The organism is Leptolyngbya sp. FACHB-60 (assembly GCF_014695775.1).
Taxonomy (GTDB): Bacteria; Cyanobacteriota; Cyanobacteriia; order Phormidesmidales; family Phormidesmidaceae; genus Nodosilinea.
In genome coordinates, this window is sequence record NZ_JACJOX010000017.1 from 203,920 (window position 1) to 229,786 (window position 25,867).

Sequence of the window (25,867 nt, forward strand, 5' to 3'; positions counted from 1 at the left end):
ATGACCTCGATCATCTACAAACAGCCTCAACCAGGCGACGAATACTCGATCAGTGGATGCCTGTGGGCGGCTGCCGATCTGTGGGAACTCACCGACGGCACCCCCGACAGTGTGGCTGAGTGGCTTCAACTCTGCCATCCAGAGGAGTTGAGAGAGCGAATATTAAGCGGCCAAAAAACGCGAGTTGCCACCTGGAATGGGGTAGTTGTTGGCTTTATTGCCTTTAAGCGCGGCAATCATCTGTCGTTGTTATTCGTCCGCAGAGAATTCTCTGGGCAGGGCATTGGCCGAGCGCTGTTTCATCAATGCGTTTTTGACTTAGACACAGTCACGGTCAACGCCGCTGAAGCCGCAGTGGGCTTTTATCAAAAGATAGGGTTTAGGCCCCAGGGCGATCGCTTCTTGAAGCATGGAATATGGGGCATACCCATGGTCTGGATTAACCCTGCCGCAAGTCCCTAGGGGAAGCCTTGTCCAAGTTCACCACGCTTCTTCCCTCTTGAGGTGGATGGGCCAATCGCCTGGTTGCCATAATTTTGAACCTAGGGAATGCTTCTTAACCCCATTTGAAAAACATCAACGGAGGTTAAGCGCAACCGACGGTTTTTCAAAAGCGGGTTAAAATCAGCAAAGCTATAATCACCGGGTAGACCACTCAGCGATTGCGTCAGTCGCCCCCTAGTGCCCAATGCTGCCACTGCTGTCAATCGCTCCCAGGTGAGCCCCACGGCATTTATTCCGGCCTTTTAGCATTTTACCAATCTGCCGCATCGTCCCCAGGGCAATGATCCCCGGCCCCAAGCTTTTTCTAAAACCCAATCTCTGGTTGCGGCTCGGCTAACGTTAAGCCGGCCGCTGCGCTCAGGATTTTCTCAATTCCTCACCCATTTTTCTCCTATGGCTGATTCACTCCAGCATTCGGCATTGCAGGCTGCTCCTGCGGCCCCCACGGCCTATGATGGCCCCCACGATGGACTGATCCCCGCTGTTAGCACGGGGGTTTTTGTTTGCGTACACGGGCACTTTTACCAGCCGCCCCGCGAAAATCCCTACCTGGATGCGATCGAGAAGCAGCCCAGTGCAGCCCCCTTCCACAACTGGAATGAGCGCATTCACCACGAGTGCTACCGGCCCAACGCTTACGCCCGCATTCTCAACAATCGTGGCGAGGTGGTGCGCATTGTCAACACCTTTGAATACATCAGCTTCAACATTGGCCCCACCCTGATGAGCTGGATGGAGCGCCACGACCTGGAAACCTACCAGCGCATCATCGACGCCGATCGCAACAGCTGTGCAAGGTTGAGCGGCCACGGCAATGCGATCGCCCAGGTCTATAACCACATCATTCTGCCCCTGGCCAACCCGCGCGACAAAGTCACCCAGGTGCACTGGGGCATTGAAGACTTTCGCCGCCGCTTTGGCCGCCAGCCTGAGGGCATTTGGCTGGCTGAAACTGCCATTGATTACCCCACCCTAGACGTGCTCCACGCCGAGGGGATCAAGTTCACGATTTTGGCTCCGTCGCAGGTGCAGCGCTGCCGCCCGATGGTCAGCTACAACGGCGAACGCGACACCTGGCAAGAAGTCGGCGGCGGTCAGATTGATCCCAGCCGTCCCTACCGCTGCTTTCTCAAGCATGCCGACGGCAGCCCCGACCCCAGCCGCTACATCGATATCTTCTTCTACGACGGCCCGATCTCCCGCGACATGGGCTTTAACGACGTGCTGAGTTCATCCCAGCATTTTGTCGGGCGCATTGGCCAGGCCATCCACGGGGATCACCGGCCCTTTCAGCTGATTTCGGTGGCTACCGACGGCGAAACCTTTGGCCACCACCGGGGCGGGGCTGAAAAAGCCCTCGCCTACGCCCTTACCGAAGAATTCCCTCGCCAGGGCTGGACGGTGACCAACTACGCCCACTACCTGGCTACCCACCCGCCCACCTGGGAAGCTGAACTGAAGCCCGTCACCGCCTGGAGCTGCTCCCACGGTGTCGATCGCTGGCAGGATGACTGCGGCTGTGGCGGTGGCGGCGAATGGCATCAGCAGTGGCGTCGTCCCCTGCGCGACACCCTTGACTGGCTGCGCGATCAACTCGTTGCCGTCTATGAAGCGCATGGCTCTGACCTGCTGCGCGATCCCTGGGCGGCGCGCAATGCCTACGTGGCGGTGATGGGCGATCGCAGCCCTGACAACCTTGACGCTTTCTTTGCCACCCACCAAAGCCGCAAACTCTCGGCGATCGAGCGGGTCACCACCCTGCAACTGCTCGAAATGCAGCGCCACGCCCTGTTTATGTACACCAGCTGCGGCTGGTTCTTTGAAGAGCTCTCGCGCCCCGAGGGAACCCAAATTCTGCGCTACGCCGCCCGTGCCATGGAGCTAGCGGGCGAAGTCTCGGGGATCGCTTTGGAAGCCGATTTTGTGAAGCGCCTGGGTCTCGCCCCCAGCAACATTAGCGAATTTGTCCATGGGTCTGGCGTCTACGAGGCCCTGGTGAAGCCCTCCCGCATTTCGCTGGAGCAGGTGGTAGCCCACTACGCCATGGGGTCACTGTTTACCGATTACCACCGCGAACAGACCGTCTACTGCTATACCGTCGAGCAGCACGACTATCGCCGCCAGCGCATGGGGCCCATTTCCCTCGCGGTGGGCCTGGTCGAGATCACCTCCACCATCACCCGCGAAAGTATCAGCCTTGCCTTTGCCGTGGTTCACCTGGGCGGCTGGGATTTCCACTGCGGAATCAAGGGAGTGCGATCGCGCCTCGATTACACCCAGGCCAAAGCTGCCGTGTTTGAAAGCCTCAGCCAGGCCAGTGCCGCCCAGGTGATTCTTGCTATCAACAGCGCCTTTGGCCCCCACACCTACGGCCTGCAAGACCTGTTTGCTGAAGAGCGCCACCGCATGATGGGCCTGCTCTCCCAAGACACCCTGCTGCGCCTTGACCAGCTCTACGCCCAGGTCTACCGCGACAATTACGGTGTGCTACGCGCCTTCCACCGCGACGGCCTGCCCGTGCCTAAGGAACTGCAAGTGGCGGCAGACATCGCCCTCAGCCACCGGGCGATGGAGGTGCTGCAATCTCTTGAACGCGAGACCAGCGACCCCACCGCCAGCCCCCTGCGCCAGGGGAGCGACTATTTGAATGAACTGGAGGCGATCGCCACCGAAGCCAGCACCTGCAATGCCTCGCTGTCGCTAGCGGCGGCCAAGCCCATGCTGGAGCGGCTGATCGGGCGATCGGTCTGGCAAATTCTCAACCAGGAACCCACAGAATCCCTTGCCGCCGATGTGGATTGGCTGGGGCGACTGGTCAATCTAGGTCAGCAGCTTAACCTGGGTCTTTCCCTAGAGCGACCTCAGGAGTTGTACTACCAGCACCTCAACCGCCAGGTGTTTGCCCTGCTCAAGCAGGCAGCGGTGTCTAGAAAGCCTCTCGGCCAAGATAGCCGCGCCCAGGTCAACGACATCCTCCGCCTCGGTGAATACCTATCAATGGACGTGGGAGCCGTGCTGAAAGCGCTGGATCACCTCGATCCCGGTCGGCCTGCATAAAAAGGCCGACATCAATATGAGCGGCCAAGACTCAACCAATACCTCTCGTACTAATTGGGCGGCACTAGAGACAATGGAGGATGAAGGGATTGACTATTCCGACATTCCTCCTTTGACGGGAAAGTTCTTTGATAAGCACTACCAAATTTTGACCGTCCGTTTGTATTTGAATTGTTATGGGGCGCTACTGCAACGCACCTTCTTAACAACTTGACGAATTGCATCAATGACTAGTTCTGGTTTATCGAGGTGGATTGCATGTCCACTTTCATGGGCAATAATGTGAACGCCTTGGGACGACTCATTGGCTAGATCTGCATGTAATACTTGCAGTTTATCAACTACCTCTTGGGTTATGTCAAAATCTGGTTTTCCAGCTGACAAAACAATGAGAGGAATATCAGGAAACGATTTTGTCTGGCGTACCTGTTCGACTTGGTGCATGCTGGCTGATACCGCAGCCGACTCCTGAGCAAAGGTTTTCCCAAACTGGGTTTGAGAATAGAGTGCTTTGGCACGAGATCGCATTGAAGATGGGAATTTTTGGAATAAACCAGCCGCCATCGGCAAAGAATCAAGGGCGATGAGCAAACGAAGCAGACCAGTACGTCCCATTATTGGCACTACGTAGGTTAACAGTCCTTCAAGTCGTTTGTTCAATTCAACCCATTCGACTGGTGTGTCTTCATACATTCGCTCATGAGCGACATCCACTAAAACCATCCCAACCACCTCTTCGGGATAGTGATAGGCAAATAAGCGAGTGAATAAACCACTTAAAGACATTCCCACTAAGACATAAGGTGGTTCAATTTCAACCTCTCCTAAAAGTTGCCGCAACTCACTAACGACTTGCTCAGCGGTACGCGGTTCTGAACTTACATCACTCCAGCCATAGCCTGCTCGATCGTAGGTCAAGATTCTCGTAAATTTGGCAACTTCAGGCTGTACTGATTGCCAATCTAGGTGAGTACCTCCGGTTCCACTATCTATAATGACTGTTGGGAGACCTTCACCCATCATTTGATAGTGCCAGTTCTTACCGTTGATTTGAACTACTTTTCCAGGTGGCAGAAACCTTCGGCGATCGCGACTTGTGGCAAGTGCTTGATAAATTGCTCCAAACCCAACTACTCCAATCACCACCCCAATGGGTACAACAAGCCATAGCATCTGGTTAATTCCCAAACTTACATACGTTTACGCTTTTCCACAGATTGCTTTCTAACTACGCCCAAGAGATAACTTGAGCCACATAACAACTCATTATGCCGACAGCTTCCGTATAACTCCCCTCAGGAACGTAATTACATAGATAATCCTTAAAAGGGTAAGTTGGGTGGGAGCAGCTTTACTCTCAACAACCTTACCTCCAACTAATCTGCTGGAATGTGGCTAGAGAACACATAGATTCGCTGGCTCTCTAGACTGCCGCAGAGGTCGGAGGGCTTGACGGTTTCAGGGGTTGGCACCGCATCGTGGTGAAAGACTTGGCGATCGAGGCCGACCTGCAAGCCGCTGAAGGGATCGCTGCCGCTAGAGATTAAGAAAGCGAGCTGGTCGATTTCGGGCCAGGCGGCGAGTTTGTCGAGCAGGGTGGCGATCGCATTCATCTGCGGCTGCTCACAGTCGTGGTACCAGGCTTCGGCCCCTTCGACCGGCAGGGTATCTAACCCCAAGTTCACAATCAGATCGGGCTGGCTAAATAGCGCTGCCGCTACCGGGCGGGCTTCCTCTTGCAGCATGAGTCCTTGGCTATGGGCCAGCTCGCGCAGGTGCTCTAGCTTTTGGTAACGCTCCTGCACCGGCAGATCGCCGCTGCGCCAGTGGATCGCCACCGTGGCCAGGTAAGTCTGCACCAGTAGGTGGCCCAGCTTTTGGGCCTTAGTGGCCAGGTAGCTTGAGTTGTGGTCGGTAGCTTCAATGATTAGCGGCACCCGGTTCACCATATCCAGGCCATAGCCCTTGATGCCGGCAATTTTGCGGGGGTTGTTGGTAATCAGGCAAAACTTCTGCACACCGATGTCGTTGAGAATCTGCGCGCCGATGCCGTAATTGCGCTGGTCTACCGGCAGGCCCAGTTTTTCGTTGGCCTCTACGGTGTCGAGACCCATATCTTGCAGAGAATAGGCTTTGAGCTTGTTGACCAGGCCAATGCCGCGCCCCTCTTGGCGCAGGTAAACCACCACGCCGCGCCCGGCAGCATCAATCATTTTTAGCGCCGCCTGAAGCTGCATGCGGCAGTCGCAGCGCAAAGAGCCAAAGGCATCGCCGGTCAGGCATTCGGAGTGGACGCGCACCATCACCGACTGGTCAGCAAAGGCGGCGGGGTCGCCTTTGACCATAGCCACATGCTCTGAGCCGTCGAGCAGGTTGCGGTAGGCGTAGATGGCAAAGTCGCCAAACTGAGTGGGCATTTTCGCCACCGCCTCGCGCTGCACAAAGCGCTCGTGTTGCAGGCGATAGTGAATTAAATCGGCGATGCTGATCAGCTTGAGGCCAAAGGTTTTGGCGTACTTGACCAGCTCTGGCAGCCGAGCCATGGAGCCGTCAGGATTCTGAATTTCGCAGATCACCCCGGCGGGGTAGAGCCCCGCCAGCCGAGCCAGATCGACCCCGGCTTCGGTATGACCGGCCCGTTTGAGCACGCCGCCTTCCTTGGCCCGCAGCGGAAAGATGTGCCCCGGACGACGCAGATCTTGGGGGCGAGCATTGGGGTTGATGGCGACTTGAATGGTGCGGGCACGATCGTCGGCGGAAATGCCCGTGGTGACGCCCCAACTCAAGGCGGCATCGATGCTGACGGTGAAGGCGGTTTGCTCGTTCTCGTCTTCAAAGGCGCTGGGGCTGACCATCAGTGGAAGATCCAGTTGATCGAGCCGTTCGCCGGTCATGGCCAAGCAGATCAGCCCCCGCGCTTCCACCGCCATAAAGTTAATATTGTCGGGAGTGGCAAACTGGGCCGCGCAGATCACGTCCCCTTCGTTCTCGCGGTTTTCGTCATCGACCACCACGATCGACTTACCGGCGGCCAGGTCGTGGAGTGCCGACTCGATGGAGTCAAACTGAAAACCGGGCGGCAGTTCAAGCTCGGCGAGGGAGGGTTTGGGGGCTTGAGACATCTCCGCTTCTGGGTTGGGCACGGTAGGGCGAACCTGTAGAAAGTACGATTACTTCTAAAATTCTAGCTTTATGGCCTACGCTTCACCGGCAGAATAGCTACATCCTTTGATGGGCAGCGACTTCGCTAACCCCGGCATGAGACAACAAGCCCACGGCAGCATCCCAAGCCACCATGTTGAATTGAGATTACTGGTTTACTATTACAGTGCTGATCTAAAGGGAAGGGGCTAACCGGGTTAGCGATCGCCCCCCACAGCTGCCCTACTCCCTTACATCCCTCAACCTAGCCAGCCCCAGAACCATGAGCGAGTCACCCGTCGGAAAAATCAAAGTCGGCATTGTGGGCGCGTCGGGCTATGGAGGGGTACAGCTGGTGCGGCTACTCACTCAACACCCCGGAGTAGAGCTAGTTTACTTGGGAGGTGACAGCAGCGCTGGGCAGCCCTACACCGATATCTATCCTCACCTAGCCGGCTCCGTCAATTTGACGATAGAAGCTGTGGATTTGGGCGAAATTGCCCAGCGTTGCCAGGTAGTGTTTCTGTCGCTACCCAACGGGCTGGCTTACACCATGGCCCCGACACTACTAGAGCGGGGCTGCCGGGTGCTCGACCTCTCGGCCGACTACCGCTTTGAGAATTTGAACACCTACCAGTCGTGGTACGGGGGCGATCGCACCGACCAGGGCATTGCGGGCGAAGCCGTGTACGGGCTGCCCGAGCTATTTCGCGATCGCATTCGCAACGCCCGCCTGGTAGGCTGCCCCGGCTGCTACCCCACCGCCAGCCTGCTCGGCATTGCCCCGCTGCTCAAGCAGGGCCTCGCCCAGCCCGAGACTCTCATTATCGATGCCAAGTCTGGCACCTCTGGCGGTGGTCGAGTGGCCAAAACCAGCATGTTGCTCTCCGAGGCGAGCAACTCCTTGGGAGCCTACGGCGTTGCCCGCCACCGTCACACTCCCGAAATTGAAGCAATATGTACGGGTTTGGCCAGCCAAGAAGTGATGGTGCAGTTTACACCCCACATCATTCCTATGGTGCGGGGCATTTTGGCCACCATCTACGCTACCCTACGCGACCCCGGCCTGGTGCGCGACGATCTGCTCACTATCTACAGCGCCTTCTACCGCTCGTCCCCCTGGGTGACAGTGCTGCCCAGCGGCACCTACCCCCAAACCAAGTGGGCCTGGGGCACCAACCGCTGCTACATCGGCCTCGAAACCGATGCCCGCACCGGCCGGGTAGTTGTCATGTCAGCGATCGACAACTTGATGAAAGGCCAGGCTTCTCAAGCCGTGCAGTGCTTCAACCTGATGATGGGCCTCGAAGAAGGTCTTGGTCTACCGACCACTACCTTTTATCCCTAAGTTGGCCTTTGTCCAGCACTACTTGTGGGCCTCCCGTCTTTTCCAGACATCACGGGATGGCCCTGAATATGTTAAAGTCCCTCGCCCCATCTTCGACACCTGGACCGAGTTACTCTGCCATGCCGCTTAATTGGATAAAGTCGACTTAGTTGTCAGGGACTATCAAGGAGGTTTAATGCTTGTTTAGAGGGCTGTCAGATTGTCGACTTTTGCTCTAGCTGCCTCTGCTACGACTTCAATCAACTGAATTGGATCAATGGGTTTAGAGAGGAATTCTTGGAAGCCACCTGAGAGTGCTTGATTTCGATCTTCTGGCTTGGCATAGGCCGTTAGGGCGATCGCCGGGATTGTCCTCTCCCGTTTTTGTTCAACCATCCGAACTCGTTGCAGTAGTTCATAACCATTTTCGTTGGGCATGGCAATGTCACTCAACAACACATCGGGGTGCGAGTGTTGGAGGTAATCTATTACCTCTTGCCCACTCGCCACCGCCGTGACTTGAGCACCCGCTAGCTCCAGCGCGGTCACTAGATAGTTTCGGTTATCAACATTGTCATCTACCACCAAAACAGAGATATTCTCTAGGGCTAAATCGCTAGGCAATGACTCCGGGTTTGGCATCTCAGCAGATGGGTCAAGTTGGGTTGGAGTGTGCAACGGCAGAACGATAGTAAAGGTCGTGCCTTTGTCCTTGCCCTCGCTGGCAGCGTCAATTTTGCCGCCGTGAAGCTCAACGAGTTGGCGGACGATCGCCAATCCTAGCCCTAACCCATCATGAGAACGGGTAGAAGACGAATCTGCTTGGCGAAAGTATTCAAAAATCTGAGGTAGAAAATCAGAATCAATGCCGACTCCGGTGTCAGTTACAGTGATTTGGGCAAATGCAGCGTTTGGCAAGAGGTGTTGAGCTGTTCGTTCTGACTCTTGGTTTTTGCTCATTATCCACAACTCATTCCCCATGATTCGCTTTAACCCCACCTCAACCTGCCCACTTTCTGGCGTAAATTTAATGGCGTTTGAGAGTAAATTGCGAAGGATTTGCTGTAGGCGCTGCATGTCGCCGCTAACAATGCAGCGATCGGACGTAAACTCACTCGTCAGCTGAATACCTTTTTCGTTGGCGGCAGGACGAATGGACTCCAGTTCGTTTGAAATTACATTGAGCAAGTTGATCGGGTGTTGATGAATTTTCACTTTGCCGCTGGTAAGACGGGCGACATCCAAGATGTCATCAATGAGTTGCGCCTGAGATAGGGCATTGCGATTAATAGTTTCGAGCGCGCGGCTCGCCGTGCTCTCGTCAAGTTTGCCTGCTATCAATAGTTGTGACCAGCCTAAAATCGCGTTGAGCGGGGTTCGTAGTTCATGGGAAACGATCGCCATGAATTCATCTTTCATGCGGTTGGCAGATTCTGCTTGTTGACGAGCAAACTGTTCCTGGATAATCTCGACCTTCTGCATGGCTAATTCTGCTGATTGCCGCTGGATCTCCTGGGTCTTTTTGAACAATTCAACAAATACAAAGACTTTGGAAATGAGAATTTCGGGGTTAATCGGTTTGAGTAAATAATCCACTGCTCCCAACGCGTAGCCCTTCATCTGCAACTGATCGTCGGTGCTAAAAGCGGTGACGAAGATGATTGGTGTATGCTCCGATCGCTCTCGCTGCCGAATGATGGATGCGGTTTCAAATCCATCCATTCCTGGCATTTCCACATCTAACAGAATCGCAGCAAAATCCTGATTTAGCAGACACCGAAGCGCTTCTTTTCCGGATTGAGCTTTCACGAGGTTCTGCCCCAGTTTGCACAAGATCTCTTCTAGGGCGATCAAGTTTTCTACGCGATCGTCAACCAGAAGAATGTTGGCTTTGAGTTCAGAGGGCATGGTGTGGAGAATTGAAGGACGGAGAGGATGCACTGCCAAGCAAAGTATGAATTGAGGGTGAGAGCAGCCCAGTTCTCACCCTTTAGCACCTAGTCTCTAGATCGGGAGAGCCAGACTCGTAGTAGTGACAGCAGTTGCTCCATTTCGACCGGTTTAGTAATGTAATCGGTTGCACCGGCTTCCAGACATTTTTCGCGATCGCCTTTCATGGCTTTGGCAGTGAGGGCAATCATCGGCAGATCGGCAAACTGACTAATCTGTCGGATTGCCCCCATGGTTTCGTAACCGTCCATTCCAGGCATCATAATATCCATCAGTACCACATCAATATCAGGATTTGCCTGCAAAATATTGATGCCATCTCTGCCGCTTTCGGCGTAGAGAACCTGCATTTGCTCACGTTCTAACAGGCCGGTAAGGGCAAAGATGTTGCGAACGTCATCATCTACAATCAACACTTTTTTGTCTACCAGAATCGGATCGTTCCGCCGTATTTGTTCTAACATCAACCGTTGCTGATCGGGTAAGTTTGCCTGAATCCGATGGAGGAACAAACTCGTTTCGTCGAGCAGGCGTTCGGGCGATCGCGCATCCTTTATGATCAAGATGTCGGACAGGCGGTGCAGTTCTGTTTCTTCCTGAGCGGTTAGATCTTTGCCCGTGTAGACGATGATCGGCAGGCGACCTAAGTTCGGTTCGCGTCTGATTTGTTCGAGTAGCTCAAAATCCTTAACATCGGGCAGCAGCAGATCGAGGACTACACAATCAAACTGTTTCGCGCGAATAGCGGCTATGGTTTCAGCAGCGGTTGAAACTGCCGTGATGCTGACATCGCTATCTCCAATCAAATCGACGATGCTTTGGCGTTGCTGGTCGTCGTCTTCTACCACTAACAAGTTCTTGACTAACCGTCCTACAAACTCTTTCATGCTTGCCAGGGCATTGAGCAGAGATTCACTGCTGACGGGTTTTTGGAGGTAGGCGATCGCGCCCTGCCGCAAACTGCGGGATTGCCCATCTTCCACGGTCATAATGTGAACCGGAATGTGGCGGGTGGCAGAGTCGTGCTTGAGGTAGTTCAGCACGGTCCAACCGTCCAAAACAGGTAACCGGATGTCAAGCATGATGGCAGAGGGTTGAAAGTCTCGCGCCATCTGTAGTCCCACATCTCCCCGTGTGGCAACTAAGCCTTTGAAGCCGTGCTCCCGCGACAGATCGAGCAAGATGCGTGCGAAGTTAACGTCATCTTCGATGATTAGCAAAGAGCGATCGTCGGGTTGGATTGAAACGCGATCGTCTTCTAGCGTTGGATCAACGGAAAAGGTACCGACTTGAGTGGCGGTGACAGGAATAGCGGCTCGGATTCCCCCTGACGGGGTGGGTGACGCGACTTCGGTGGGGCGCAGGGCTATCGTCGAGCTCACCGAGTGAGCCGTGGAGCTATTGGGAATTGGCGCTCTGCGGGTTTCTACCGGAATGGTTCTCTGGATCTCCCTACCGTCCCGTCTGCCTGTCTCCCCGTTCTCTTGGCGCTCCACATAGGTCAAGGGCAAATATAGGGTAAACGTACTGCCCTGACCCAGTTCGCTCGTCAGGCGAATTTCACCTCCCAAAAGTTGGGCGATTTCTCGGCTAATCGACAAGCCTAAACCGGTGCCACCATAGCGGCGGCTCGTTGTCCCATCTTCTTGCTGGAAGGCTTCAAAAATAATCTGCTGTTTCTCTGGAGCGATGCCGATGCCCGTATCGGTCACCGCAAAGGCAATCACCTGATCCGCCTGATTTAATCTAGCTTTCTCTGAACTCCAGCCTTGGGTGACGATGCTGATTTCTAACTCTACTTGTCCCCGCTCTGTGAACTTGAAGGCGTTTGCCAGCAGGTTTTTCAACACCTGTTGCAGCCGCTTGGCATCGGTGTAAAGGGTGCGTGGCAGTTGCTCGCTGAAGCGCATGCGAAAATCGAGTTTGCGATCGACGGCAACCTGACGGAAGGTACGCTCTAGATGCACTTGCAGATCGGCAAACAGGATAGGCTCGGCATTCACTGAAATTGTGCCGGATTCGATCTTCGCCAGATCGAGGATGTCGTTAATCAACCCTAGCAAGTCATTGCCGGCAGAGTAGATGGTCTGAGAATATTCGACCTGTTTGTGGGTTAAGTTGTTCTCAGTGTTGTCGGACAGGAGTCGCGCCAAAATCAGCAAGCTGTTAAGCGGAGTTCGGAGTTCGTGAGACATGTTTGCCAGAAACTCAGATTTGTATTTAGAAGTTAGCGCTAGCTGTTCAGCTTTTTCTTCTAAAGACAATCGCGCCTGCTCGATTTCGCGGTTTTTACGCTCTACTTCGCTGTTCTGCGTCGCTAATAGTTCGGCTTTTTCTTGCAGTTCTTCGTTGGTCCGTTGCAGTTGCTCTTGCTGACTCTTGAGTAAGTCTTCTGACGCTTTCAAGGATTGCGCCTGTTGCTCCAAACGACGGTTGGTGTCGGTGAGTTCAGTTTGTTGACCTTGCATTTCTTCCGCCAGAGATTGGGACTGTTTCAGCAGTTCCTCAGTTCGCATACTGGCGGCGATCGTGTTGAGGACGATCGCGATACTTTCAGTCAATTGGTCGAAGAAGGTGAGGTGAATTTCATTAAAGCGGTTGAAGGAAGCTAGTTCGACTACTGCCGTCACCTGCCCCTCAAACAGAACGGGCAGGACGACGACGTTCATCGGTGAAGCCTCACCCAGCCCAGAGTTGATTTTGATGTAGTCCTGAGGCACCTCAGTGACCAGAATTCGCTCTTTCTCCAGGGCACATTGTCCGACCAATCCTTCGCCGAGATAGAAGCGATTTGCTAGATTCTTGCGCTCTCGATAGGCGTAGGTACTGAGCAATTTCAGGAACGGTGGATGTATCTCGCTAGTTTCCAGCAGATAGAATACGCCGTGTTGGGCGGATACCAGAGGAGCCAGTTCGGACAAGATCAGCTTGGAAACCGTTTCCAGGTCGCGCTGTCCCTGCAACATCCGCGTAAATTTTGCCAGATTGGTTTTGAGCCAGTCTTGCTCGATGTTTTTCTGGGTGGTTTCGCGCAGGTTGGCGATCATCTGGTTGACGTTATCTTTCAGGATGGCAACTTCGCCCTGCGCCTCAACCGCAATCACCCGCGTCAAATCGCCCTTGGTCACGGCGGTTGCCACTTCGGCGATCGCTCGTACCTGGGTCGTCAGGTTTGCCGCCAATTCGTTTACGTTGTCGGTCAGATCACGCCAGGTGCCTGATGCACCCGGCACTTTCGCCTGACCACCTAATTTTCCTTCGATCCCTACTTCCCGCGCTACGGTTGTCACCTGGTCGGCGAAGGTTGCCAGAGTGTCGATCATCTCGTTGATCGTGTCTGCCAGGGTTTCAATTTCCCCTTTGGCATCCAGCATCAACTTCTGTTTTAGGTTGCCGTTGGCTACGGCAGTCACGACTTTAGCGATGCCTCGGACCTGCGCCGTCAGGTTGCCAGCCATCGAGTTTACATTATCTGTCAGATCTTTCCAGATGCCCGCTACGCCAATCACCTGTGCTTGACCGCCCAGTTTTCCTTCAGTTCCCACCTCCCGCGCCACCCGCGTTACCTCGGAGGCAAAGGAACTCAGTTGATCCACCATCGTGTTGACGGTGTTTTTCAGTTCAAAAATCTCACCGCGCACATCTACGGTAATTTTCTTGGACAGGTCGCCGTTGGCGATCGCGGTCGAGACCTCGGCAATGTTCCGCACCTGCGCCGTCAGATTGCCTGCCATCGAGTTTACCGAATCGGTCAAATCCTTCCAGGTTCCGGCAACGCCGCGCACCTCTGCCTGTACGCCCAGTTTTCCTTCGGTTCCTACTTCCCGCGCCACCCGCGTTACTTCCGAGGCGAAGGAGTTGAGTTGATCCACCATGATGTTAATGGTGCTTTTCAGGTCGAGAATTTCACCTTTTACGTCTACCGTGATTTTCTTAGAGAGATCGCCGTTCGCCACTGCCGTTGTCACTTCGGCAATGTTCCGCACCTGCGCCGTCAAACTACCGGCCATGAAGTTTACCGAGTCGGTCAGATCTTTCCAGGTGCCAGCCACGCCGCCCACTTCTGCCTGTACGCCCAACTTCCCTTCAGCGCCCACTTCCCGCGCCACCCGCGTTACTTCCGAGGCAAAGGAATTTAACTGATCCACCATCGTATTAACGGTGTTTTTCAGTTCCAAAATTTCGCCCTTGACATCCACCGTAATTTTCTTCGACAAGTCGCCATTTGCCACGGCAGTCGTCACTGTGGCAATGTTCCGCACCTGCGCCGTCAAACTGCCTGCCATGAAGTTTACGGAATCGGTTAAATCTTTCCAGGTGCCGGCAACGCCGCGAACATCAGCCTGCACACCCAGCTTGCCTTCGGCTCCCACTTCTCGGGCTACCCGCGTTACCTCCGAGGCAAAGGAGCTGAGTTGGTCCACCATGATGTTGATGGTGTTTTTCAGTTCCAAAATTTCACCTTTCACCTGCACAGTAATCTTTTTGGACAGGTCACCGTTGGCGATCGCCGTTGCCACGTCAGCAATGTTTCGCACCTGCCCGGTGAGGTTGCCTGCCATCAGGTTCACGTTGTCCGTCAGGTCTTTCCAGGTGCCGGCAACCCCTTTTACTTCCGCCTGCACGCCCAACTTACCTTCGGTTCCCACTTCCCGCGCCACCCGCGTCACCTCAGAAGCAAAGGAATTCAACTGATCCACCATTGTGTTGACGGTGTTTTTCAGCTCCAGAATCTCACCTTTTACATCGACCGTGATTTTGCGGGATAAGTCACCGTTGGCGATCGCCGTTGCCACTTCGGCAATATTTCGCACCTGTCCAGTCAAGTTACCCGCCATGAAATTTACCGAGTCGGTCAAGTCTTTCCAGGTGCCAGCCACGCCGCGCACCTCTGCCTGTCCGCCCAACTTACCCTCAGCGCCCACTTCTCGCGCTACCCGGGTTACTTCCGAAGCAAAGGAGTTGAGTTGATCCACCATTGTGTTGATGGTGCTTTTTAGGTCGAGAATCTCACCTTTGACATCGACCGTAATTTTCTTGGACAAATCACCGTTCGCCACGGCCGTTGTCACTTCGGCAATGTTCCGCACCTGCGCCGTCAGGTTGCCTGCCATTGAGTTCACGGAGTCCGTCAAATCCTTCCAGGTGCCAGCCACACCAGGAACTTGCGCCTGTACACCCAGTTTTCCTTCGGTGCCCACTTCCCGCGCCACCCGCGTTACCTCAGAGGCAAAGGAGTTGAGTTGATCCACCATGATGTTGATGGTGCTTTTTAGGTCCAGAATTTCGCCTTTGACATCGACCGTAATTTTCTTGGATAGGTCGCCATTGGCCACAGCGGTCGTCACTTCGGCAATATTCCTTACCTGCGCCGTCAGGTTCCCCGCCATTGAGTTGACGTTATCGGTCAAATCTTTCCAGGTGCCGGCAACCCCTTTTACTTCTGCCTGCACGCCCAACTTGCCTTCGGTTCCCACTTCCCGCGCGACCCGCGTCACCTCAGAAGCAAAGGACTGAAGCTGGGACACCATTGTGTTAACGATCTGTGCCGTTTGCAGAAACTCCCCTTGCAGCGATCGCCCTTCAATCTCCGTTGCGATCGCTTGCGACAGGTCACCATTCGCCACAGATCGGATCACCCGTGTAATCGCCGCCATTGGCTGCACTAGATCCACAATCAGCGTGTTGATTGACCCTTCACAGGCTTTCCACGATCCTTTTGCTCCACCCAACGAAGCCCGTTCATTCGTCTTACCCTCTTTCCCCACCACTCCGCTGATCCGCTCTAGCTCCGTCGCGATCTGCTCGTTCTTGTCAATGATGTCATTGAGCGTATCGGCAACTTTCCCTGCGATACCCGTCTGATCAAGCGGCATTCGCACTGAAAAATTTCCTTTCTTCACTTCAGTCAAAACTTTAAGCAGTTGCTTCAGGTCGAAGCTATCGGTCTCAGCGAGGGTTTGAGCGGTTGTCATAAACTTCTACGGCTGCTTTTGGTAGGGATGGTGATAAAGGATTGACGCTTGAGCCAGTGAGGTAGTAAGTTTCTGCAGCGAAAGGTTTTTCAAGGACAAACATACCCCCCCTACGGATCATCTACCGCAAAGGATAGAATCGGCTTCATACCTTGGACGGAGGACTAAATTTTCATAGATCAGTCCAAAGAGAGGTGTCAATACAGCAGTTTTAGCCCAACTTAGGTAAGTTAGCTATATGCTTAGATTTGCACAATAGTTGCTTGCTGGCTGTATAGCGGGTAGTTGGCAATGGATGTGCTCACATTGCCGGCTGTCAGTTGCCTAGTGCCTATACCAGCCCTTCTACTATCTCATCTTCTAACACGCAATTCCCTTGGACGATCAATCCTTACTTAACGAATCGAGTCAGTCGGGAATCAATTTACCTCAACTGGTTGAGGCGGCAGTTCAAGCTGTAACAAAAGTCGGTGAAAGCCGAGACTTAGAGACTGCCTTAGCCATTCGAGATGAAATCCGGCGTTTACCGGACGAGCTAGTGACAGAGATTTTGAATCAACTGATTCTGAGATTGATTTTTATTGATCCGTTACTGTGTCGTTGGTTTGTGCTAGATGTGTTTTTGCATGACGCTGATCCAGATGCAAAAGCCGATGTCACCGAGCGAATTAATGTATTAATGGCAGATTTGCGATCGCAGCAAAAATGATTTTCCGTACATAGTCTAAGTTTTTTTTGCTTATTAAAGGTTGTGAGTGAGTCATCAATACAGGATGTTTTGGATCAAACAGATTGATTCATATCCATCCGTTCAAGATACTTTTGTCCCCACTTACACAGTTACCTTGCTTGACAAGCCTCATCCAAGTCCAGAAGTGAAGTTTTTTGCCGGCAAAAAACTTCACTTCTGGACTTGGTATATAAGCAGGTCTTTACAGGTATAGAAAGCCGATTATTGTGATAAAAGATTAAGCAGACTTGACATTTAAGGGCTGAGTAGAGTGACTATTTTTTCTTCCCCTATCCTCTAAGCCAATGACGACGTTATGCGCCAATTCTGCTTCACATTTAAACATTTGCCTCACCAGTTCATCGCGCTTGAGATGCTGCCATTCCCCTTCAATGGGACTCATCTCTGAAAAATAGGCGAACAAGAAAAACACATAGAGTCCCTGAACTTTCCACTCGGTAGGTGCGATCCTCGTCTGCCGCCAGCAAGACTCGCAGTCGCATCCCCATGACGCCCCCTTGTCAGCCAAGCGATCGGTTACAAACAAACATATCTCGATATTCTCAGCACGGGCTATTTAACTAACATGCTTGAGCAATTCCAGCCTAGGAGGCGTGAAACCCTAAGAACGTGGTGACGCTCCAAACCCTTGGGGCTAGCATTATCGGTGAAGCAAGTAGGACTACAAGCATTGCATCCAGCGGGAGCTTGCGTTTACCGTCTAGGCTCGCCTAATCCGTCCAAACCACGTGCCGTTCTGACTTAGTGCGATAGCCCGTTTGCTCCTGAATGACTCGACCAGCCTGGGCTGGGTCAAAGTAGCGATCAAAATCGGCCCTCAGTCGGGCGTGGGTTACCTCGGCTTGGTCAAGCTCGCGGTGCACCACCTCTAGCTGCTGCACCTGAGCTTGGAGATAGGGCACCAAACGCGCCAGCGACACAGCCGCTACCAGCATTAAAAAACAGTTCACCCCTAGCCGAGCGCTCAGCTCAAACACTGGGGTGTGGCGAGCTAAACGCCGCAAAGGGTCTGCCCGCCGCTGTCCTCGTCGCCGCTGAGCAGGCATTCGATTTACAGAAGACGTAGGCAGCGGGCTACGAGATCGGGAACGGCGCATAGGGTAGGTGCTATAAGCTGGCCTTTATTATGCCTGAGAATAATCAGAATAAACGCCATCTGCCCTTAGAAGTAAGCGTTTTATCCCTAAGCAATTGCAAATCTCCAACCTCGGTTAGAAACTCCGCTTCGAATTGACTTTAAACATATAAGCATTACGAAAAACCAGAAGTTGAGTTTGGGGTTAAGGCATAATGAAGGGACTGGATTTCCTATCCTATGCCCCGACGCATTTTTATTGGCGATATTCACGGTCACTTCGACGGTCTTCAACGGCTGTGGGATGCGATCGCCCCAGAACCCGACGATAAAGTCTACTTTGTCGGCGATCTCATCGATCGCGGCCCTAAGAGCGCTGACGTAGTCGACTTTGTGCGTCGCAACGCCGCTGGCTGCGTACGGGGCAACCACGAGCAGCTAATTCTCGACACCTTTGTCGACGGCAAAATCAATCCTCCCACCCTCCAGGGCTGGATCTTTAGCGGTGGTCAGGCCACCCTATCGAGCTACCACGGCTCTGCCGCCACCCTTGAAGACCACCTCGACTGGCTGCGCGAGCTGCCCCTATACATTGACCTAGGCGATCTGTGGCTGGTGCATGCCGGAGTCAACCCCATGCTGCCCATCGCCGAACAGAGCAGCTACGAAATGTGCTGGATCCGTGAAACCTTTCACAGCAGCCTGACGCCCTTTTTCTCCGACAAGCTGATCATTACTGGCCACACCATCACCTTTACCTTCCCCGGCGTAGACCCCGGCCAAATCGTTGCTGGGCGCGGCTGGATCGATATTGATACCGGCGTTTACCATCCCCGCAGCGGCTGGCTCACTGCCCTCGACTGGGATAACCAGATCGTCTATCAGGTTAATGTGTTTGAGCCGATTGAACGGGTGCGATCGTGCGCCGAAGCAATTACCTACCTAGACCCCACGTTGATCAAAAAACGTCCCCGCGACATGGTCAGCCGCGCCGCATTTTAGCCCGCCGCACCTTAGATAAACACTGCACGATCTCAACGGCACTCAGAACGGAAAGAATGCTATGGGTAGATTTTCTGCTGAGGCGAGATCTACGCTTTTATTTCAGAGTTCAGTTTTGGCTGGGGCAACTAAAATACTGAGTTAAGTTGGCAGCGAAATAAAGCGGCTGTGGTCAGATCTACACTTGTGGCCGAGCATAGCTTTCGTCGTTACCATTGGGCATTGAGTTCCAGTTGGCCCTAGGAGAATGCGTTGTGTTTACTGGCCTAGACCTGGTTGTAATATTGCTGGTGTTTTTCGCGTTCTTTTACGCCACAGGCTCCAGCAAAAACTCGGAGTTTAAGCTGGAGCCACTGACGCTACTGCTGGTAACAATTGTGGTGGGGATGATAGCAGTTTCGCTTTTGAGGCGCTGAACTGACCAGGGACCCTCAAGCGGAGAAAGCTATAGAAAGATTGACAGGGGCCGCAGAAAACTGGCCAGACTGTTATAGGCATCTTGGATGCGCTCGCCCTCCAGCACCACTTCTTCGGTGGGGTACTTTTGCAGCACCTCTAGCAGGGTGATATGGCTATCGTCGCTGGCCGACAGCACCAGGGCCGATCGCAGCGCCTGGCGATTGGCCTCGCCTTTACCCGTATGGATAGAGTCGCCAAGCTGATCGAGAGCCCACTCCCCAGGGCCGCTGTTGAGGGAGCGATCGAGTATGACCGAGTTGACGGGCAGAGGACGAGTCAGCAGCGATCGCAGCTCTGCTGGGTTCTGCCCCGCTTGGTTGAGCAGCCCGTCGAGCGACCCAGAGGAGTCACCGGTTTCGGCTAGGGCAGTCAACAGCGCCACAGGCACCGTGCGGCTAAACCCCCGATAGTTGAGGCGCACCGACTCAGCCGCCCCCGCTGGAGCGACTAGGGCACCTAGGCCCAAGCTGGTTAACGCTACTGCCGTTAAGACTTGACGGGTTCGATGTTGCATCGTGACCTCCTACCGATTTATCTGCTAACGTCACGGCTTTCTAAAAGGTTGCGGCCCTGACGCATGTGATTAGTATAACGAGGCTGACTGAGTCGCCCAGGAAACCTGTGACGACTAGCAATCTGGCCCGTAGTGCTGATCTACTAATCTCAGCTACTTAATTGCGTATTGAGAAAACAGCAGAAGCGATGCAGTAAATAGAGCCTTTCTTAGCATTAAGCACTCTTTTCTATTTTCAGGGATGTCGTATTAGCATCGTCAACAATTACGCTCAATTTTCTTCTAAATACTTAACTAATCGTTTTTTACTGCCCACAGGAGAAAGTCCTGCTAATTCTGCGGCTTCAGCACCATAAGGATTACTTGAATAGCCAAATGAAAACCACAAATCATGCCCCTGACCTGTCAACAGGTCAATTGTTTTGCTCCCACGGCCAATAAAAAGTTCTTTCAGCCTATTACGAATATTGTTCGCTTTTCCAACATAGACAGATAGATCTTCCGCAGTTTCGTCGTAGATGGCGTAGATGCCCTCTATCTCTGGTACTGAGTTTATATAAATACTGGCAAAAGGTTTGACTTCACTTCCTCCCATCGTCTTCTCCTGATATGCCATATAAAACTTATCTATTGACGTCAGAAAGGATTGGCTAAAATCGCATTTAATTTATCCAATCTTTTGGGCATAGACTCATAAAATATATTTCTGACCATCACCTCTGCACTATGGTCAAGGGTTCGTAGAATTTCAATGGTCACAACTTAGCTCGGTTTCAAAGGGCAGATTGACCATGGATGGTGAACACCACTGAGATTGATTTCATCATTCCTTGCCAGAGGCTATGTCGTTTGATCGTCAAAAGGCATTGATGCTAACGCCATCGGCTCGCCTCTGTAAAACTTACCTTCCTAGAGAAAGCCAGGCATCTCATTATGGTTGGCAAACATACTGAGCCATGTCTCTACGGTTGATTCAGTATATTTGCGATTGTTTGGTAATTTTTCGTCAGTGAATTAGCGATCGCGCCGTAGGATAAACGGAATTGAACCAAGAGATCAACTAGTCGCTAGGGCTGATGAGCAAAAGGCGCGATCGGTTAAAAGCATCACCAAAGGGGCTAAAGCTGCTTGAAGACAGTATTCATCAACGGGGATGGGGGCGGCAATCGGCGGCTTGGTACGATCGCGCCCATGTTTCCCTAGCTACCCTGCGGCGGTTTTGGCAGCGGATTCCGATTAGTGCCGATGCTTTTAAGGCTATTTGTGAGACGGCCCAGGTCGATTGGCAGCAGGTGGCCGATCGCACTCCACCCATGGCAGAGCCAGCACTCTCTGACAATTACTACAGCGAAGTCTGGGTTGGGCGGGCCGCCCTGCTCGATGAGCTAGTGGAGCGCAGCCAAACGCCCTGTCGTCTACTGCTGATCACGGGCATGACCGGGATCGGCAAAACGGCTTTGGTCAATCAGTTGCGTCAACGGTTAGCAACGGTTTTGCCCAACCAGCGCTGCATCACTTTTGATGGTCGCGATCAAACCAGCTTTAGCCAGATCGCCCCCTCCCTGAGCGACAGTGATGGGGAAACTTCCTCGCTCTTACCGGAGGAAAGAGTGAGTACGGTGGTGAACCAATTGGCCAGTCAGCCCAGCCTGCTGGTGCTAGACGGGTTAGAAGCCACACTTCAGGGCAATGAAGAAACCGGCTGGAGCGAGTTTAAGGACATCGAGTGGAAGCAGTTTTTCCACCGCCTGTTGGCGGCTCAGGCGTGCAAGAGTGTGGTGCTGGTGGCAACGCAGGAGTTTCCGGTAGAGCTGCGATCGCTGGGCAGCCGCTATCAACCTATCTGGCACTGCGCTTCTCTAAAAGGGTTAGCACCCCCCGAGCAAATGCTGTTATTTGAGCAACTGGGGCTAGAACTTGAGGCAGATAGCCTGACGCAAGACCGGCTCCGCCGGATTGGAGCGGCCTACGAGGGCCACCCCCTCACCCTACAAATCATCGCGGGGGAAATTCTCAACGCTCCCTTTAACGGCAACTGCACCGATTACTGGAGCACCTATGGCCAAGAGATTGAGCGGCTAGAGCAAGTCGCCCAAGCCCTGCCTGTGGAGGGAGAAAACGATCAGCTAAGGCTGGATTCCTATACCCGGCATTTGCGGCAAATTGTGCGCCAGCGCGTTGAAGCCAGCTTTGACCGCCTGCGGCAAGATGTGCCGCTAGCCTACTGGCTGCTCTGTCTAGGGTCGGTCTACCGTCGTCCGGTGGTAGAGGCCTTTTGGCTAAATCTGTTAGCCCCTCTGCAACCCAATCTCGACCAGCAGCAGCTCATGGTAGACGCGCTGCTCGATCGCTACTTGGTGGAAGACCTCGTAGAGCAAGGCCAGATACACCTGCGCCAGCACAACTTGATCCGCAGCACTGCCCTGAGCCACCTGCGCCACCTGAGAACCCGCCATGACAACCCTGCCAGCCCCTGAGTACAGCTTTCTAGAGGCTGTGCCCCTAGAAAGCTTAATTGCCAGCACCTTGGGAGGCGATCTGGCTACATTGTGGCCCAGACAGTTAGCCGATCTGCCAGTTGTGGATCTTTCATCGCCCTGGGTGTATGCCCACTACGTGGCGATCGCGCAGTGGCTGAGTCACTACGAACCTTATAGCCAGGCCCCTTTAGACCAGGTGCGGGGCTGGCTAGAGGCGTTTTATCACGCCTGTGAGGCAGAGTTGTGGCCGATCGCTCAGGCGATCGCCACAGCTTCCGTCAGCGATGGCATCGCTCTTTACCGGCAGTTGGGGCTGTGGGGGCACCGCCGTGAACAGGTTGAGCTGTGTGAGGCTCTGTTAGACCGGGTAGGTCAAGGTTTGCAAACCGAGCTACGGCAGCTGGCCGGAGACTGCTGGCAGCAGTTGGGAGCTTACGACAAAGCCAGACACCACTACGAAGTTCTGTTAGCAGAAAGTCGAACCCAACCCAATCTGCGGCTGGAGGTAGAGGCCCGCCGTAGTCTGGTCGATTTGGAGATGGAATGTTTGCGCTATCGCCCTGTCATCAAAGAGCTAGAAGCGATATTACCCCTGGCCCAAACCTTGGCGGCCTGGGAAACAACGGCCAAAGTTTTGCAACAGCTAGCCCTGGCTTATGGCTACACCGGGCAGATGAGACGCAGTCTTGAAGCTCTGCAAGAGTCTTTAGCCCTGGCCCAAACCCATCGGCTTCCAGCCCAAGAAACGGCTACGCTATACCATTTTGCCAGGGTGTACGAATGGCGTGGCGAGCCGGCGAAAGCATTGCCTTACCTCAACCGCTGCTTAGTGTTGAGCCAAAACCAAAACGATCTAATTCTGCAAGCCGGTACCCTAGTAGGGCTTTGTCGGTGTTCTTTTCTAAACCATGATTTAGCGGCGGCGATCGCCTACGGGCAACAAAGTCTTACCCTCTCTCGCGAAATCCACAGCTATAGCCGAGAATTCATCACCCTTAACGATCTGGGAGTGATTTATGCCTACGGTCTGGGCGATTTTGCTGAGGCCATGACCTATTTCAAACAGGCGGAAAACATGGCCCGACGCATTGGGGAAGGGAATGGCGCGATCGCGATTGTCACGGCTCACCAGGCCTACTGCTACGCCGCGCTGGGCCAAGCCAGCCTGGCTCAGCAGGCCAGCCAGCTGGCCTTGTCCAAATTAGAAGACGAAGAGCTCGAAGCGTATATCAAGGCGATCGTCTACGCCTGTCTGGCCAAAGTGCACTGGGAGCAGCGCAATTACAAAAAAGCTCTAGTGTTGGTTTACCGAGCATTGCGCCTATCGCCCCCGTGGGAGACCGCCAATAGTCGTTTGCTGTTCCACAAGTTTTTGGAAACCCTAGCCCGCCCCTTAGAAAAATGGCGATCGATCGGGGTTGCACTACCAAAAAAGAGGCAAAAGTAAGGTGGATAACCGTTGAAACTCCTGCTCATGAACGTTAGGGCTGGCGAAAAAGTAGCCAACCGCCTACGGTCAGGATATAGCCCGTCCCTACTAGGGCAATCGTTCCAAATGGTAGGCCAAGGTCGTAGAGGGTGCCACCAACCACCAACCCCAGGCTGACGGCAAGATTAGAGACTGATACCAAAAAGGCATAGGTAAGACCCTCGGCCAGGGGTGGGCAGGCGGGCACAACTCGCCCAAATAACCCTAGAAATCCAACGATCCCCAGCAGACCGCGCAGCAGGTAAACCCCATAGGCCGAATTCACATCGTGCATGAAAGCCAGGCTGAAAGTGGCACCCGCCTGGCCGATTACAGCTAGGCTCAGCTGCGGCAGCTGCGGCGCACACCAGGCCCATAGCCCAAACCCCAGCGCCCCCAGTGCTGTGCCCACCGCCTCCACCGCCTTAAGTTGGCCAATTACCCCATTGTCAAAGCCCAGCTCCTGGGCCTGATAGAGGTAATCTACCGGCAGCGGACTGATCTGTAGTACTACCACCAGACCAATTACCCGACGCAGATCAGATTGTCTCAAAGCTTGGCGAAACTGTTGCCAACTGGCCTTCAGACGTTGGGTAGCATTGGGTTCTTCAGGCAGCTTCCAGACCACCAGCACCAAAGCGGCCCCAGGCAGCAGGGTACTCAGCCAAAAAGCTGTGGGTAGGGCAACGTGGTCGGCCAACCATCCCCCAGCCAAAAACATCGCCACCGCCGTGCTACCCCACCCCGCCCACTGAGCCGCCTGATACAGGTTTGCCCGCTGGCGCTGCTGCCCCTCTACAACCATTAACCGATCAGCTAGCACATCCGAGACGGCCACCGCCGTAGAAATGATGCCGATGCCGACTAGCAGCTCTACAGCGGTGGGCTGCGGTACCAGGCCCAATACCCCAAACGCCACGATCACCAGGCCGTAGCACAGGCTCAGATAGCTTTTAACCCGGTATTTCACCAGCGCTACACCATCGGCTAGCAGCGCCCATAGCGGCTTAGTAAACCAGGGCAGCAGCACCGCAGCCTGGAAACTAGCCAGCTGTGTCGCTGAAAAGCCCAGGGAATCCGTCAGATAGGCAGCTACAGGTAAGTAAGCCAGCCCTGGATTGCTGCTGGCTGCCTGCACGGCATACAGCAGCGTCATGAACCCCACCAGCGAGCGTTCTCTAAGGCGATGGGGCGTAGCTGGTGTTGCTATGGGCGATCGCATTGGTCGTCAGGTTTAGTGCAGCTAATATTAATGCCGCTCAACGGTTAGACCTTCCCCCAAGTCGATCCTTACCATCTGTTTGTGCTGGAGTGCTGAGGGAGTAGCAAAAGCGATCAGCACGGGAAATGGTGGACCCATAGAGCACCGGCTGCTGGTTCCGGGTGTAGGCCGTGTAACGATACACCATCAGGGCGTGGCCCAAGGGTACCTCCAGGTAGCCGCTGAGGTCGTAGTCGGCGTGGGTGCATTCAATTACGCCATCTAGGCGTTCGATGGGAATACCATTTTGAGCCAGGGTTGGAAAACTCATCTGCTGTTCGAGCAAGGGGGCCAACCGTTTGCCCAGATCAGCAATCAGGTACGACAGATCCACCGCTCCAGCGGCCCCATCCATGCGAAAGAGTTTTTTTTGCTGATAAACCTCAGATTTCGGAGAAATGCCCAGCACCGCAGCTACCTCGGCTGGGGCCGGAGTGGGCTCAAATGTCAGGTTTTCAAAGGAGAAGGCGATCCCTTGACGGGCCATATCTTGCTCTAGAAACACTAGCGGGCTAGAGAGAGAATAGGTGACCTTTTTTTGCGGCGTGACAAAGACACCCTTGCCTCGGTAGGCGATCGCCAACCCCTGACTGACCAAATTTGCCACCGCCTGGCGGGCCGTAATGCGGCTGACGCTAAAGGTTTCCATCAGCTGGTGCTCGCTGGGCAGGCGATCGCCAGACTTGTACTCCCCCACCTCAATCTGGTGGCGCAGCTTTTCAGAAATGCTGATGTGTAGCGGAGCAGCCATGGTCAGGGAACCATCATTGACGGGTGGACAGACATTCTTCAAGACGGCTTGGTCACCCCAAATAATTATGCTAAGCTCACTTGTTATAACAAGTTGAAAGAGGGTCAGTGTGCTGGCCGATTTAGTCAGCGGGTTGTTATGGAAAAAGTAGT

At 53.9% G+C, this 25,867-nt stretch carries 16 protein-coding genes; 7 read left to right on the forward strand and 9 right to left on the reverse strand.

All coding sequences use genetic code 11. From position 1 onward, the window contains the following. Nucleotides 1-462: a GNAT family N-acetyltransferase gene (locus tag H6F57_RS05775; protein ID WP_190627721.1), complete on the forward strand. Its 462-nt coding sequence runs from the start codon at nt 1-3 to the stop codon at nt 460-462. Nucleotides 463-897: 435 nt separating this feature from the next. Next, nucleotides 898-3,561 carry a DUF3536 domain-containing protein gene (locus H6F57_RS05780; protein ID WP_190627719.1) on the forward strand — a complete coding sequence of 888 codons (2,664 nt, stop codon included), beginning with the start codon at nt 898-900 and terminating at the stop codon, nt 3,559-3,561. A 174-nt stretch (nt 3,562-3,735) separates the two neighbouring features. Here the strand turns inward: H6F57_RS05780 and H6F57_RS05785 are convergent, their stop codons facing one another. Together H6F57_RS05785 and ribBA are read right to left on the reverse strand one after the other, a co-directional pair. Continuing rightward, nucleotides 3,736-4,749 (reverse strand): alpha/beta hydrolase, encoded by a 1,014-nt coding sequence (locus H6F57_RS05785; RefSeq protein ID WP_190627718.1) that lies wholly within the window; start codon nt 4,747-4,749, stop codon nt 3,736-3,738. Between the two features lie 188 nt (nt 4,750-4,937). Continuing rightward, the gene (ribBA, locus tag H6F57_RS05790; RefSeq protein WP_190627716.1) at nt 4,938-6,683 is read right to left on the reverse strand and encodes a bifunctional 3,4-dihydroxy-2-butanone-4-phosphate synthase/GTP cyclohydrolase II; all 1,746 of its coding nucleotides are present in this window, start codon (nt 6,681-6,683) and stop codon (nt 4,938-4,940) included. A gap of 302 nt (nt 6,684-6,985) precedes the next feature. Between ribBA and argC the strand changes: the two genes are divergently transcribed. After that, nucleotides 6,986-8,050: an N-acetyl-gamma-glutamyl-phosphate reductase gene (gene argC / locus H6F57_RS05795; protein WP_190627714.1), complete on the forward strand. Its 1,065-nt coding sequence runs from the start codon at nt 6,986-6,988 to the stop codon at nt 8,048-8,050. 183 nt (nt 8,051-8,233) lie between these two features. Here the strand turns inward: argC and H6F57_RS05800 are convergent, their stop codons facing one another. Next, on the reverse strand, nt 8,234-9,937 hold the full coding sequence (locus H6F57_RS05800; protein WP_190627712.1) for a response regulator: 1,704 nt from the start codon (nt 9,935-9,937) through the stop codon (nt 8,234-8,236). 89 nt (nt 9,938-10,026) lie between these two features. Then, nucleotides 10,027-15,954 carry a HAMP domain-containing protein gene (locus tag H6F57_RS05805; RefSeq protein ID WP_190627710.1) on the reverse strand — a complete coding sequence of 1,976 codons (5,928 nt, stop codon included), beginning with the start codon at nt 15,952-15,954 and terminating at the stop codon, nt 10,027-10,029. A 376-nt stretch (nt 15,955-16,330) separates the two neighbouring features. Here H6F57_RS05805 and H6F57_RS05810 point away from each other — a divergent pair, with 376 nt between their 5' ends. Beyond that, nucleotides 16,331-16,663, forward strand: a complete 333-nt coding sequence (locus H6F57_RS05810; RefSeq protein WP_190627708.1) for a hypothetical protein — start codon at nt 16,331-16,333, stop codon at nt 16,661-16,663. A 752-nt stretch (nt 16,664-17,415) separates the two neighbouring features. On the opposite strand, the gene H6F57_RS05815 is transcribed toward H6F57_RS05810, so the two are convergent. Then, nucleotides 17,416-17,802 (reverse strand): hypothetical protein, encoded by a 387-nt coding sequence (locus H6F57_RS05815; RefSeq protein WP_190627706.1) that lies wholly within the window; start codon nt 17,800-17,802, stop codon nt 17,416-17,418. A 218-nt stretch (nt 17,803-18,020) separates the two neighbouring features. On the opposite strand from H6F57_RS05815, the gene H6F57_RS05820 reads away from it, so the two are divergent. Continuing rightward, nucleotides 18,021-18,782, forward strand: coding sequence for a metallophosphoesterase family protein (locus H6F57_RS05820; RefSeq protein WP_190627705.1), 762 nt, complete (start codon nt 18,021-18,023; stop codon nt 18,780-18,782). Between the two features lie 445 nt (nt 18,783-19,227). Here the strand turns inward: H6F57_RS05820 and H6F57_RS05825 are convergent, their stop codons facing one another. Beyond that, the gene (locus H6F57_RS05825; RefSeq protein WP_190627703.1) at nt 19,228-19,755 is read right to left on the reverse strand and encodes an alpha/beta hydrolase; all 528 of its coding nucleotides are present in this window, start codon (nt 19,753-19,755) and stop codon (nt 19,228-19,230) included. A 271-nt stretch (nt 19,756-20,026) separates the two neighbouring features. Continuing rightward, the gene (locus H6F57_RS05830; protein WP_190627701.1) at nt 20,027-20,350 is read right to left on the reverse strand and encodes a GIY-YIG nuclease family protein; all 324 of its coding nucleotides are present in this window, start codon (nt 20,348-20,350) and stop codon (nt 20,027-20,029) included. 481 nt (nt 20,351-20,831) lie between these two features. Here H6F57_RS05830 and H6F57_RS05835 point away from each other — a divergent pair, with 481 nt between their 5' ends. Both H6F57_RS05835 and H6F57_RS05840 read left to right on the forward strand, forming a co-directional pair. Beyond that, the gene (locus tag H6F57_RS05835; protein WP_190627700.1) at nt 20,832-22,232 is read left to right on the forward strand and encodes an ATP-binding protein; all 1,401 of its coding nucleotides are present in this window, start codon (nt 20,832-20,834) and stop codon (nt 22,230-22,232) included. Continuing rightward, on the forward strand, nt 22,210-23,682 hold the full coding sequence (locus H6F57_RS05840; protein ID WP_190627698.1) for a tetratricopeptide repeat protein: 1,473 nt from the start codon (nt 22,210-22,212) through the stop codon (nt 23,680-23,682). Before H6F57_RS05835 ends, H6F57_RS05840 begins: the two co-directional genes overlap by 23 nt. A 34-nt stretch (nt 23,683-23,716) precedes the next feature. On the opposite strand, the gene H6F57_RS05845 is transcribed toward H6F57_RS05840, so the two are convergent. After that, nucleotides 23,717-24,925 carry an MFS transporter gene (locus H6F57_RS05845; protein ID WP_190627696.1) on the reverse strand — a complete coding sequence of 403 codons (1,209 nt, stop codon included), beginning with the start codon at nt 24,923-24,925 and terminating at the stop codon, nt 23,717-23,719. A 37-nt stretch (nt 24,926-24,962) separates the two neighbouring features. Continuing rightward, the gene (locus tag H6F57_RS05850) at nt 24,963-25,715 is read right to left on the reverse strand and encodes a GntR family transcriptional regulator (RefSeq protein ID WP_190627695.1); all 753 of its coding nucleotides are present in this window, start codon (nt 25,713-25,715) and stop codon (nt 24,963-24,965) included. Nucleotides 25,716-25,867: the final 152 nt, after the last annotated feature.